Here is a 13,090-nt window from a genome sequence, read left to right as displayed (position 1 = left end):
AGAAATTAGGGTGTGCGCAAGTTTTCATAATCGGGCGAAACATCATGTACTTTTATGCAGCATATTAATTTAACAAAAAGTTAGTCGTAAACTAATGGAAGTTTAAGTATATTATGAGGAAGACAAGCTAACACTATTATTTGGAACATTATGTTTATCCCGATTACAGGCAAAGAAGGTGAGCAATTTATATGAAGAAAATATGGATGGTTGCTGCAATTCTATTTATTTTATATGGTTGCACGGAGAAAAAAGAAGAACCAACAGTAGAAAGTGAATCGGCTATGGTAGAAGTCAATATCCCCACGGAAGTAGCCCAGCATTACGGCTCGCTTAATATCGAGTACAAAGCATCGGACGTTTATAAAACTATTCAGCCAAATGGTGCCGTTTCTTTAGAGATAAATAAGCAACAGTTAACTGAAATTGCGCAACAGACGGAACAATTCCTGGAGCAGTACAAAGAAACGAGTGAGCAAAGTACAGAAGATGGAATTACACATATCGATGCTAATGAAGACTTTTCAAATTGGAAAATTGTATTATCGGATGATTCACTTTTAGGCGAAGAAGCATTTGATTTGGCACAAGAGCATTTAATTAAAAATATTTTAACGTACCAGTTAGTGCACCGTAATATTCCTGAGTTAAATATTCAGTATGTCACAGATACCGGTGAACCTTTGGACAGAAAAATTATTCGTACAAAATTTGCCTATTCAGACGAATAATTTAAGTTGTCTGATAATTTGCGTCAATTAAAATACATGCTAAACTATAGATGTACGGACAACTAATGTTTAGTAAAAGGAGTAATGAGAAATGACTCAAAATTTTGCAGTAATGATTGATCATACTTTATTAAAAGCTGAATCTACAAAAGATCAAGTAGAAAAAATTTGTGCAGAAGCAAAGGAATACGGATTTGCTTCAGTATGTGTAAATCCTACATGGGTGAAATTCAGTGCAGAGCAATTGGCTGGGACAGACGTAAAAGTATGTACAGTTATCGGCTTCCCGTTAGGTGCTACAACATCTGCAGTAAAAGCATTTGAAACAAAAGACGCGATTGCAAACGGTGCTGGCGAAATCGATATGGTTATTAATATTGGTGCTCTAAAAGACGGAAATTACGATTTAGTTCGTGATGACATCAAAGCAGTAGTAGACGCTGCAAATGGTACATTAGTAAAAGTAATTATAGAAACTTGCCTATTAACGGATGAAGAAAAAGTAAAAGCTTGCGAACTTTCTGTTGAAGCAGGTGCCGATTTCGTTAAAACTTCTACTGGTTTTTCAACAGGTGGAGCGACAGCTGAAGATATCGCATTAATGCGTAAAACAGTCGGTCCGGATCTTGGTGTGAAAGCATCCGGCGGTGTTCGTAGCCTTGAAGATATGCAACGTATGATTGAAAATGGTGCTACTCGAATTGGCGCTTCTTCTGGTGTTGCTATTATGAATGGTCTAAAATCAGATTCTAATTACTAATTCGATAGTTTTTGTTGACTCTTTTTTAATCATACGCTATACTACTTTAGTACACATTATCTAACAGTTAATGCATGTATGACGTGTGTTCGGAGGGAGGGAAAGAGAGATGTCAAAAACTGTCGTTCGCAAAAACGAATCGCTTGAAGATGCTCTTCGTCGCTTCAAACGTACTGTATCAAAATCAGGTACAATTCAGGAAGTTAGAAAGCGCGAGTTCTACGAAAAACCTAGCGTTAAACGTAAAAAGAAATCAGAAGCTGCACGTAAACGTAAGTGGTAATTTTCCCTGTAAAAACCCTACGTTCATAACACGCAATTTTCAGATTTAACTGAGCAGACAAATGATATACCCCGCAGTTATTTATATAACTGCGGGGTATTTGCATTTGTTTTTATTATTCAAATCAACCATAATAGAGAAGAGAAAGAAAGCGTTTTCGAGAAACTTTTAATAATTAGCGATCAGTACCGTATAATTGGTATATGTTAGCAAATAATATAGGAGGAAGTTTTTTTAAGGGATTTAAAAAAAATTGAAACTTTTCTTCATCTCATCCGTAGAATTAACTGTACATAACTTAGTTAAAGGGGTGATAAAATTGAGACGAACGAAAGGGATTAGTTGGATTTTTCTGATGGTCATGTCATTCGTATTAATGTTTCCTTCTTTAACTGTATCTGCGAATGGTAAAGGTAAAGTATATGAAATTGCCATCAACAATGAAATTGAAAAAGGGTTGGTGGAGTATCTCAAACGCGGATTTGATGAAGCAAAAAGCAATAACGCAGAGGCAATCATTCTGAATATGCATACACCGGGCGGATTTGTTACAGCGGCTTCCGAAATAGGTAGAATGCTGGACGAAATCGAAATCCCGATAATTGCTTTCATCAATTCGGATGCGCTGTCTGCTGGTGCGTATATTGCCTTACATGCTGACGAAATCTACATGAAACCAAACGCAACAATGGGTGCAGCGGCGGTCATTGATTCTGCAGGTAACACAGCAGGTGAGAAGGCGGAAAGCGACTGGCTGGCCAAAATGTCAGCGGCTGCCGAAAACTCCGGAAGGGACGCTAAATATGCAAAGGCAATGGTCAGAAACGACTATGATCTGCCTGAATTAAGAGCCCCTAAAGGGAAGCTCCTCACATTAACTGCAAAAGATGCGGAAAAAGTTAAGTACTCAAATGGGACTGTCGCTTCGATGACAGAACTGCTTGAAAGAACCGGGTTTGAGGAAAGTCAAGTTGTAAAGGTGGAGCAAACATTTGCTGAAAAACTGGCACGCTTTATTACAAATCCGATTATCGTTCCTATTTTACTGTCGATTGCAAGTATCGGATTAGTTGTTGAGCTGTATTCACCAGGCTTTGGTGTTGCAGGGACAATGGGGCTTGCTTCATTAGGTATGTTCTTCTTTGGACATACGATTGCAGGTTTTGCCGGATATGAAACAGTCATCATTTTTGTAATCGGACTTATTTTACTCATTGCCGAGCTATTTGTACCAGGTGGTATAGTTGGTGTTATCGGTGGCGCATTAATGATAGGAAGTTTGCTTTTTGCAGGGGAAAGCTTTGTTCATATGGCTTATTCGATTTTAATCGCAATGATAATTGCAGGTATAGGAATGGTGATACTTATGAAATTCTTCGGGAAAAAGTTGCATATGTTCAACCGTCTCGTGCTGAGAGATGCAACGACGACGGAAGAAGGTTATGTTTCAAACAAAAACCGAATTGAATTGATAGGCAAAACAGGGCAGGCTATTACGCCGTTGCGACCATCAGGGACCGTTGTTGTTGAACAGGAACGACTTGATGTAGTAACACAAGGCGGTTATATTGATGCTGGTAAAACAGTTGAAGTAGTGAAAGTAGAAGGCTCTCGTATTGTCGTAAGAGAATTTATTGGAAGAGGTGGAGAATAAGTATGAATATGTTGGCAGATGCAGGAACAATAACATTAATTGTCGGATTAGTCATTGCATTTATTATCCTGGCAGTATTTTTCACATTTGTTCCGGTTGCACTATGGATTAGTGCACTAGCAGCAGGTGTAAGAGTAAGTATTTTCACATTAGTCGGAATGCGTTTACGTCGAGTAATTCCGTCGCGTATTGTGAATCCGTTAATTAAGGCTCATAAAGCCGGTTTAGAAGTATCGATTAACCAATTGGAATCACACTATTTAGCAGGTGGTAACGTAGACCGTGTTGTTAATGCATTGATCGCGGCACACCGAGCGAATATTGAATTAACATTTGAACGTGCAGCAGCAATCGACTTAGCTGGCCGTGACGTTTTAGAAGCGGTACAAATGTCGGTTAACCCGAAAGTAATTGAAACACCATTTATTGCCGGTGTTGCGATGAACGGGATTGAAGTAAAAGCAAAAGCGCGTATTACAGTACGTGCAAACCTGGACCGCTTAGTCGGTGGTGCTGGTGAAGAAACAATCGTTGCCCGTGTTGGTGAAGGTATCGTATCGACACTAGGTTCTAGCGCATCACATTCAAAAGTACTGGAAAACCCGGATTTAATTTCTCAAACAGTTTTATCTAAAGGTTTAGACTCTGGTACGGCATTTGAAATTCTATCGATCGATATTGCGGACGTTGATATCGGTAAAAACATCGGTGCCGAGCTTCAAATCGAGCAAGCACAGGCAGATAAAAACATCGCTCAGGCAAAAGCCGAAGAGCGTCGTGCAATGGCCGTAGCAAGCGAGCAAGAGATGATTGCAAAAGTTCAGGAAATGAAAGCAAAAGTAGTAGAAGCAGAGGCAGAAGTTCCAATGGCTCTTGCAGAAGCGCTACGTTCTGGCAACTTCGGTATTATGGATTACATGAACTACAAAAATATTCAGGCGGACACATCAATGCGTGATTCGATCTCAAAAGTTTCGAATGACGACAACAAAGATCCGAAAAACAAATAATCGAGGAAAGGAGTGAGCACTAAATGGAAGGAATTATCATTATGGTGATTGTCTTTATTGTCAGTTCTTTATTGGGTAAAGGTAAAGAACAACAGCAAAAAAAAGAATCAAAACAGATGCCGCCATTTAGCAGTCAACCTGCTCCTCGAAAACAGGAAGTTCAACGTCGAACAGAGCAAAAACGTCCAAAATCATTGGAGGATTTTGCGAATGAAGTATTCGGCCAGCTGAATGAAAAAGCAAAACCAGTAAGTCAAAAAATAGAACGAGAGCTCCCTAAACAAGTAGAAAAACCTGTTGAAGCTGCTCGCTCTATCGTGGAACCAGTAACTGACAAGATCCATAATCCTCGTTCATTAAAGGAGCGTCCAATTGTTGCAATGGCCAAAAAAGAAGCAGAAGCCTTCCAAGTTGTGCCATCGAGCAAACGTGATTTAATGCAGGCCATTATTATGACAGAAGTTCTGGGCCCCCCTAAAGCAAGAAAAAAATAATACGAGACTACCTATTTCAACGAATCAACGTGGGGATAGGTAGTTTTTTACATAGGAAATGAAGTCCAGATGTATCAGCGGAATTTATTATTCAAGCAACTAAATTTCCGTTGAACCGGGTATATATATAAGGAGAGGGGGAAACAGACATGAAAAAAAGATGGATGTTATTGTTAATTCTTATTTTAGTATTGGCCGCATGCGGTAAGGAAGAGGAAGAAACACTTTTGGAGACGGATGGAACGTCTACTTTATATGAGAGTGAGGAGTCATTGACACATAATATGGAAGGTGTCACTTTAAAGCTCGACTATACGGTCAATAAGGTTTCCGCTGAGCCGGGAGAATTAATTCTTGAAATTAAAGGTACTATTGAAAATGAGTACAGCCAAATTGTCTACTATACGCCGGATTTTACAATTCAAACATCAGAGCAGGATGAAATAGAGCAGCTGTCGTCTTCTGTTGAGAACGAGCAAATTATGGTGAATCCTCAAATGGAAACGACTTTTAACGTGACTTATTTGATTCCTCAGAACATATACGATGAAAATAAATCACTGAATATGCGGGTTCCGGCTGCATTTAAGGAGCCGGAAAGCGAAAGTTCCGGTGATGCGTTAGGTGACTTTGCAAACTGGGAAATTCCGATCAAGTAAAACCAATCAGGCTTTTACGGGTAGTTTTACTACCCGTTAATGCGAGATAAAATTATCTATACATGCCTTCTTTTTTCCAAGCATATAGTGACGTAAAAAGGAGGCTTTTATTGAAAAATTTATTTCCTAAAAACAATAAATTGCAAATCACCTCTTTTATGGATATCCGCTATGATGGTTCCTATACGATAGGTGATGTAACCCCGACTGAATATAACTGTACAACTAAAGATTTTACGATGTATGTTCATGCAGGGGAAGTGGAAGTCCAGCATTTATTCGAAGAAGGTTTTTTAATTCAATGTAAAAATCTGCAGAAGCTTACGATTGAGCGGAATGCAAAATGAGTAAATCCTATAAAAAGCTTATAACAATTAAACTAAAGCAATCTAAAGAAGCTAGCGCTTTTATTATGCTGATGAAAGAGCATAAAATCCGGATTTTCAACTTGAATTTTAAACAGAGCGAAATAACTTTCCAAGTAGCGCATAGTAACTTGTCTTTACTGCGCAGACTAAGAAAAAAAGCGAAAGTTAAAATTACAGTCCGTTACAGCGAGCCGGAGAGAATTCTGCAAAAAGATATGGTTACGGCGATTGGCATCATCATGTTAATCGTCCTGCCGATCATACTGTCACGGTTTGTATGGCAAGTTGAAGTTGATGCCGCCACAATCGAGCTGGAAGATGAAGTGGCACACTATTTGCAAAAGGAAATGGGTGTGGAGTTTCCTGTACCGAAAAAAACGTTTTTATCCGATAATGAAATCAGACAGACGATGATGAAGGAATTTCGGGAGTTTTCATGGGTACATATTATGAAAAATGGAAGTAAGATTACGATTAATCCGCAATTGGCGCCAAAGATTGAGCCGGTTCCAAAAGTAAATAAGAACCAGCATTTAGTGGCGAACAACAGTGGTGTCGTTACTCATTTCCAAATTGAGCGCGGAGTTCGTCAAGTTGAACAAAATATGACGGTATACAAGGGAGATATCCTCGTTTCAGGTGTGTTGCAGCATGGGGATAAAGAAATCATTGTTGGTGCGGAAGGCGAAGTGTTTGTTGATTACTGGCTTGAAACATCGTTTTCTGTTCCTAAAACAATCGAAATCGAAGTATTGGATGATCATGGCTGGAAGTATGACGTGAACTGGGAGAAAATCGGAACAGCGATAGAACAGATGTCTATTGAACCGTTAAAGACTGTTGTAACGTATAAGCCTTATCGAATGTTTCATAAAAAGAAGGAAAAGATAAGTGAAAAGGATGTAGAAACGACTATCTTGCCATTATTGCACGAAAAGATGATTTCTTCATTACCGCTTGAAACCGCCATAAAAGCAGAAAAACTTTTGCACGTCTACAGTGATGATGATACAGTTAAAGGGAAAGTCTTGTATTTAATTAATGAAAATATCGCACAACCACATCCAATTCACCAAGGAGAATGAGTATGTCAGAAAAATATGTTGAGCTTCAAATCGACAATCCAAATGAAGCAGTAATGCTTTTAGGAATGTCAGATGCAAATATAACATTGATTGAAGAAACTTATAGCGTACAAATTATTACGCGTGGGGAAGTCATACAAATTGCAGGCGATGATTTAGAAAAGAAAAATCAAGCATATGCCGTTTTAGAAGCGTTATTGAAAGTTATACGAAAAAATATTAATATCGATCAGCGTGATGTGTCAACAGCCATTGAAATGGCCAGCAAAGGCACAATTGAATATTATGCGGAGTTATATGATGAAGAAATTGCGCGTAATACAAAAGGCAAGCCAATCCGTGCAAAAACGATTGGGCAACGCGAATACATCCGTGCAATACGTCATAAAGACCTGATTTTCGGAATTGGACCTGCCGGAACCGGTAAAACGTATTTAGCGGTTGTGATGGCTACACAGGCATTAAAAAATGGTCATGTAAAACGGATTATTTTAACACGTCCTGCCGTTGAAGCAGGAGAGTCATTAGGGTTTTTACCGGGGGACTTAAAGGAAAAGGTCGATCCGTATTTACGTCCGCTCTATGATGCACTTCATGACATTTATGGACAGGAACAGACGCAGCGTCTAATAGAGCGCGGGACGATTGAAATCGCACCTTTAGCGTATATGCGTGGCCGTACATTGGATGATGCATTCGTCATTTTAGACGAAGCTCAAAATACAACGCATCAGCAAATGAAGATGTTTTTAACGCGTTTAGGCTTTGGCTCAAAAATGGTCATTACAGGCGATAAAACTCAAATTGATTTACCTAAAAACACGGAGTCCGGTCTGATTATTGCAGAGCGTACATTACGTTATGTAAAAGATATTCATTTCCAAATACTTGAGCAAGGTGACGTAGTCCGTCACCCATTAGTAGCGAGAGTAATACAGGCTTACACGGAGCAGGAATTATAAAGGGTAGTAATCCTCTGTGCCGAAAGCGAAGCGTCAGGCACAGGGCGACGTTGTCCGTCACCCATTAGTAGCGAGAGTCATTCAGGCTTACACAGAGCAGGAATTATAAAAAATGGAACTTTCAACTTTTATTTAAAGGTTGAAAGTTTTTTATTGGGAAAAATAGCATGAAACTTATTGGAAAAAACTCCGTATATAAACTAAGAGGAGGAATTATTCCATCCATTAGTAGGTGGAAAGACATTTATTTGAAAAACATACGTACTTTTCGTAACACCCAACATATAAATTTGATAAAATGAACATAGAAACAAAGGGAGGTGCATGATCATAAAAAGATTTAACAAGCTCATCCACTTAATCAGCTTTCGCGCACTGTTATTCATCGTCCTTGCGGCTACTGCACTCCTGCAGTTTTTCCTGATGATTGATAATGTTCGGGGCGTTACATATGATATCCAACTAACTGAATTATCACCGGAAACCATTCGTTCATCTAAAACAGTGGAAGATACGGTAAAGACAGAAATAGAAAGGGAAAATGCGGAGAAAGCCGTAGACCCTGTATACATATATAAAGACGAAGTGCCAAGTCAGCGTGCAACTTTTGTGACAACCATTTTTGATATTGCATTGGAAGTGAAGAAGGATATTGCAGAGGCGGAGGAAGAAATACCGCAAGCCGAACAAATAAAAATGCTGCGTTCCGGATTAAAAGATATATTTGATAACCATCAAAATCTGATTTTATCGGATGCACAGTTGCTGAATGTATTAAGTGCATCACAACCAAATCTTGAGTCTGCACGTGATGCATTGGCGACATTGGTTGAAGTGAACTTAAATTATCCGCTTCGTAAGGATAGCTTGCTGCCGTACCGTAATGAACTGGAAAGCAAGATCCGTCAGCAGCCTTCGATATCTGAAGGCTTAATGAGTGTGGCGATTGTTATTGGTCGTGCAGCTATTGTGGAAACAGAAGTACTGGATGAAGAAAAAACGGCCATTGCCAAACAGCAGGCAAAGGAAGCAGTTGAGCCAACACGTATTTTGCAAGGACAGATCATTGTCCAGGAAGGCGAAGTAATTACACGTGAAATTTACCGTCAGCTTGAACTATTAGGGATGCTGGACAGTGAAGAATCGATTAAACCGATTGCAGGATTAATCATTTTGATTTTACTGCAAATGTCTTTCCTGTTTGTTCTGTTTGATCGCACGGAAAAAGACATTGCTTCAAAGCGCAATGAACTGCTCGTGACGATTATTGTATATGTGATTGCGTTAATTATGATGAAACTGATCGCACTGATTTCAACGAATTTTGATCTGATGATTGCCTTTATATTCCCATCGGCATTAGTGACAATGCTAGTCCGCGTGTTAGCCAATGACCGCACCGCAAGTATTGTGACAATCATTACTGCTGCGTCTGCAGGCATCATCTTCCATGAAGGATTATCGGGTATTTTGCAGATGGATACAGCGCTTTACATTTTATTTGGCGGATTTGCGTCGATTATTTTTATGCGCAGCCTTGAAAAACGGACAGACATTTTGCAGGCGGTAGGTATCGTAACGCTTGTTAACATCGTATTTATCGCATTTTATATACTAATGGGACAGTCAGGGTACGGAATGAAGGAAGTGGCGTTTTATGTTGCTGCAGCGATTATTTCAGGATTGTTATCCGGTGCTTTGATGATGGGTCTCCTTCCGTATTTCGAATCGGCTTTCGGACTTTTATCGGTCGTGCGTCTGATCGAATTATCGAATCCGAATCACCCGTTGTTAAAGAAAATTTTGACGGAAACACCCGGTACGTATCACCATAGTATAATGGTTGCCAATCTGGCTGAAGCAGCATGTGAAGCAATTGGGGCTGATGGCTTGCTAGCAAGAGTCGGTTGCTATTATCATGATGTAGGGAAAACGCGAAGACCTTTATTTTTCATTGAAAACCAAATGGGGACAAATCCTCATGATACGATGGCACCCGAAAGTAGTGCAGAAATTATTATTGCACATACTACAGATGGAGCAGAGCTGTTGCGCAAGCATAAAATGCCTCAGGAAATCATCGATATTTGTCTACAGCATCATGGGACAAGCACATTGAAATTCTTTTTGTTTAAGGCTAAGGAAGAAGGGAAAGAATTGGACGAAAGTGTATTCCGATATCCGGGTCCAAAGCCACAGACGAAAGAGGCCGCCATCATTAGTATTGCGGACAGTGTTGAAGCAGCAGTACGTTCAATGCAGCACCCAAATGCAGAGAAAATACAGAAGCTTGTGCAAACGATTATTCAGGATCGTGTACAAGATGACCAGTTTGATGAATGCGATATTTCATTAAAAGAATTGAAAAAGATAGAAGACGTATTATGTGAAACATTGAATGGAACGTTCCACTCGCGTATTGAATATCCAAAGGAATAGTAGGAGGGAACAACATGTTATTAATTGATTTTTTAGATGAAACAAATGAAGTACAAGAATCCCACTTGGAGTTAGTGGAAAAACTGCTTCAGCATGCAGCGGAACAGGAAGGGATTGAGGATGGCTCGGAAGTGTCGGTGACATTTGTGACGAATGAAGCGATCCATGAAATCAACCGTGAATACCGCGATAAAGACCAGCCTACTGATGTCATTTCTTTTGCATTGGAGGAAATGGGTGAAGGGGAACTGCAAATTATCGGTGAAGGGATTCCACGTATTTTAGGCGATATTATCATCTCGACAGACCGTACTCGTGAACAGGCAGCTGAATATGGCCATACGTTTGAACGTGAGCTTGGCTTCTTGGCTGTCCATGGCTTTTTGCACCTGCTAGGCTATGATCATATGACACCGGAAGATGAAAAAGTTATGTTCGGGAAGCAAGATACTATTTTACAGTCATACGGCCTAGGTCGTGATACGAATGAACGTCCGTAAATTTTTTCGTTCTTTTCGTTATGCAATGGAAGGACTAGTTACGGCTGTACAGGAACAAAACTTCAGATTTCACTTAGTGAGTGCAGTAATTGTCCTGATGGCTGGTTTACTGACAGGGCTATCAATCGTTGAATGGTGTATTATCACTTTAGTCATAGCTTTTGTCATCGGAACTGAGTTGATCAATACGGCAATCGAGCGTGTAGTGGACTTGGCATCACCGGAAATTCATCCGCTCGCCAAGCAGGCAAAGGATGTTGCGGCAGGTGCTGTACTTGTTTTTGCGCTCGCAAGTGTTATAATCGGACTACTCATATTTTTACCAAAATGGTTTTAAAAATAATGTTTTGGGGGAACCAAAGATGAACATGGAACAATTAATGGAACAATCTAAAATTGCACGTGAATTTGCTTATGTACCTTACTCGAAATTTAAAGTAGGTGCGGCATTATTAGCAGAAGACGGTACAGTGTACAATGGCTGCAATATCGAGAATGCAGGTTACAGCATGACAAACTGCGCGGAACGTACTGCGTTTTTCAAAGCAGTGTCAGAAGGCAATATGAATTTTAAAGCGCTGGCGATCGTAGCAGACACACCGGGTCCATGTTCCCCATGCGGAGCTTGTCGACAAGTAATGAGTGAATTTTGTGCTCCGGATATGCCTGTCTACTTAACAAATTTGAATGGTGACGTTCAACAAACAACAGTAGGTGAGCTAATCCCGGGTGCATTTAATACGGAGGATATGAAAAATGCAGGAAAATAAAGGATACAAATCGGGCTTTGTTTCGATTGTAGGTCGTCCTAATGTGGGCAAATCAACATTTTTAAACCGAGTAATCGGCCAGAAAATTGCGATTATGTCTGACAAACCACAAACGACACGTAATAAAGTACAAGGTGTTTTAACACAACAAAACTCTCAAACGATTTTCATCGATACACCGGGGATTCATAAGCCGAAACATAAATTAGGCGAATTTATGCTGAAAACTTCCCGTAACGCTCTACGTGAAGTCGATGTAATCATGTTTATGGTTAACGCTGAACAAGCTATCGGAAAAGGTGATGAATTTATCATCGAGTTGTTACAAGGCAATCAAACACCGGTATTTTTAATCATCAATAAAATTGATTTAGTACATCCGGATGAACTGGTAAAAATCATTGATTCGTATAAAGATAAGTTCGACTTTGCTGAAATTATCCCAATTTCAGCATTACAGGGCAACAACGTGGAAAACTTATTAACAACAATCGAAAAGTATTTACCTGAAGGACCGCAATATTACCCGGCAGACCAAGTAACGGACCACCCGGAACGCTTCATTATTTCTGAGCTGATTCGTGAAAAGGTATTGCACTTAACACGCGAAGAAATTCCACATTCAATTGCGGTTGTCATTGAGCGCATTAAGCCACATGAAGAAAAGGAAAATATGATTCATGTACAGGCGACAATCATGGTAGAACGCGATTCACAAAAAGGAATTGTCATCGGCAAACGCGGTGCTCTTTTAAAAGAAGTCGGCTCACGTGCCCGCCAGGATATTGAAATGCTATTAGGCTCAAAAGTATACTTAGAGCTTTGGGTAAAAGTTCAAAAAGATTGGCGTAATAAGCAAACGCATTTACGCGATTTCGGATTTAGAGAAGACGAGTATTAATAGATAGCAGCAGAACACACCGATTTTCTTTAAGGGGAAATCGGTGTGTTTTTTTATCTTATCGCATGACACATATTACTTGTTTAAAAGCATTGGCAATTGCAGGCAATAAAATTGTTACAGAAAATTTTTTGGAGAAATTGATTGGTTATCAACGGGAGATTTGAAGTATTTAAAAGGGGCAGCAGGTTCAAAAGTTTTAGCAAATGATATTTTAAATTGTTTGAAACTAATTAGCCTCTTCTTTTGTCGTAATATATTTATGATAAGTTAACAGCTATAAGCTTATTAAACAATAGCGCCCTTCTACGCAAAAAAGGGTTTTCCTTCTTCAAGGAAAGCGCCCGATTGTGGAATAAGGGGCTGCCATATTCGAGTGGCTTACGACCATACGTAAAAAAAGTTGTACGCTAATACGATTTTGAAAACGAAGTTGGGCTATAATTAATGCTACCAAACTAACTTGCGTATAGA

The 13,090-nt window shown here is 39.6% G+C and carries 16 protein-coding genes; all 16 read left to right on the top strand.

Annotation, left to right across the window (positions count from 1 at the left end; translation table 11 throughout):
• Positions 1-191 precede the first annotated feature (191 nt).
• The 16 genes from CBM15_RS00380 to era all read left to right on the top strand — a co-directional run bounded on the left by CBM15_RS00380 (position 192) and on the right by era (position 12,616).
• Positions 192-731 (top strand): adenylate cyclase, encoded by a 540-nt coding sequence (locus CBM15_RS00380; RefSeq protein ID WP_087615329.1) that lies wholly within the window; start codon positions 192-194, stop codon positions 729-731.
• 91 nt (positions 732-822) lie between these two features.
• Positions 823-1,491 carry a deoxyribose-phosphate aldolase gene (gene deoC / locus CBM15_RS00375; RefSeq protein WP_087615328.1) on the top strand — a complete coding sequence of 223 codons (669 nt, stop codon included), beginning with the start codon at positions 823-825 and terminating at the stop codon, positions 1,489-1,491.
• Positions 1,492-1,600: 109 nt separating this feature from the next.
• A complete protein-coding gene (gene rpsU, locus CBM15_RS00370; RefSeq protein ID WP_004227078.1) occupies positions 1,601-1,774 on the top strand; it encodes a 30S ribosomal protein S21 in 174 nt (57 codons plus the stop codon).
• A gap of 319 nt (positions 1,775-2,093) precedes the next feature.
• Positions 2,094-3,428, top strand: coding sequence for an NfeD family protein (locus CBM15_RS00365; protein ID WP_087615327.1), 1,335 nt, complete (start codon positions 2,094-2,096; stop codon positions 3,426-3,428).
• 2 nt (positions 3,429-3,430) lie between these two features.
• Positions 3,431-4,438, top strand: coding sequence for a flotillin-like protein FloA (floA, locus tag CBM15_RS00360; protein ID WP_008403140.1), 1,008 nt, complete (start codon positions 3,431-3,433; stop codon positions 4,436-4,438).
• 23 nt (positions 4,439-4,461) lie between these two features.
• A complete protein-coding gene (locus CBM15_RS00355) occupies positions 4,462-4,932 on the top strand; it encodes a hypothetical protein (protein ID WP_008403139.1) in 471 nt (156 codons plus the stop codon).
• A 149-nt stretch (positions 4,933-5,081) separates the two neighbouring features.
• A complete protein-coding gene (locus tag CBM15_RS00350; protein WP_087615326.1) occupies positions 5,082-5,591 on the top strand; it encodes a hypothetical protein in 510 nt (169 codons plus the stop codon).
• A gap of 110 nt (positions 5,592-5,701) precedes the next feature.
• Complete coding sequence (locus CBM15_RS00345; RefSeq protein ID WP_008403137.1) at positions 5,702-5,938, top strand: hypothetical protein; 237 nt, start codon at positions 5,702-5,704, stop codon at positions 5,936-5,938.
• Positions 5,935-7,044 (top strand): sporulation protein YqfD, encoded by a 1,110-nt coding sequence (locus CBM15_RS00340; protein WP_087615325.1) that lies wholly within the window; start codon positions 5,935-5,937, stop codon positions 7,042-7,044. The genes CBM15_RS00345 and CBM15_RS00340 overlap by 4 nt, the downstream gene beginning before the upstream one ends.
• A gap of 2 nt (positions 7,045-7,046) precedes the next feature.
• Entirely contained in the window at positions 7,047-8,006 is a 960-nt protein-coding gene (locus tag CBM15_RS00335; protein ID WP_008403135.1) for a PhoH family protein, read from the top strand.
• 16 nt (positions 8,007-8,022) lie between these two features.
• A complete protein-coding gene (locus tag CBM15_RS19430; protein ID WP_139377735.1) occupies positions 8,023-8,115 on the top strand; it encodes a PhoH family protein in 93 nt (30 codons plus the stop codon).
• Between the two features lie 215 nt (positions 8,116-8,330).
• The gene (locus CBM15_RS00330; protein ID WP_087615324.1) at positions 8,331-10,445 is read left to right on the top strand and encodes an HD family phosphohydrolase; all 2,115 of its coding nucleotides are present in this window, start codon (positions 8,331-8,333) and stop codon (positions 10,443-10,445) included.
• A gap of 14 nt (positions 10,446-10,459) precedes the next feature.
• Positions 10,460-10,945 (top strand): rRNA maturation RNase YbeY, encoded by a 486-nt coding sequence (ybeY, locus tag CBM15_RS00325; protein ID WP_087615323.1) that lies wholly within the window; start codon positions 10,460-10,462, stop codon positions 10,943-10,945.
• Positions 10,932-11,282, top strand: coding sequence for a diacylglycerol kinase family protein (locus CBM15_RS00320; RefSeq protein ID WP_008403131.1), 351 nt, complete (start codon positions 10,932-10,934; stop codon positions 11,280-11,282). The genes ybeY and CBM15_RS00320 overlap by 14 nt, the downstream gene beginning before the upstream one ends.
• Positions 11,283-11,307: 25 nt before the next feature.
• Positions 11,308-11,715 carry a cytidine deaminase gene (locus tag CBM15_RS00315; protein ID WP_087615322.1) on the top strand — a complete coding sequence of 136 codons (408 nt, stop codon included), beginning with the start codon at positions 11,308-11,310 and terminating at the stop codon, positions 11,713-11,715.
• Complete coding sequence (gene era / locus CBM15_RS00310; protein ID WP_087615321.1) at positions 11,702-12,616, top strand: GTPase Era; 915 nt, start codon at positions 11,702-11,704, stop codon at positions 12,614-12,616. Before CBM15_RS00315 ends, era begins: the two co-directional genes overlap by 14 nt.
• Positions 12,617-13,090 lie beyond the last annotated feature (474 nt).

Origin of the sequence: Solibacillus kalamii (genome assembly GCF_002174535.1) — a bacterium.
GTDB lineage: Bacteria > Bacillota > Bacilli > Bacillales_A > Planococcaceae > Solibacillus > Solibacillus silvestris.
This window is presented reverse-complemented; position numbering and strand designations above follow the sequence as displayed.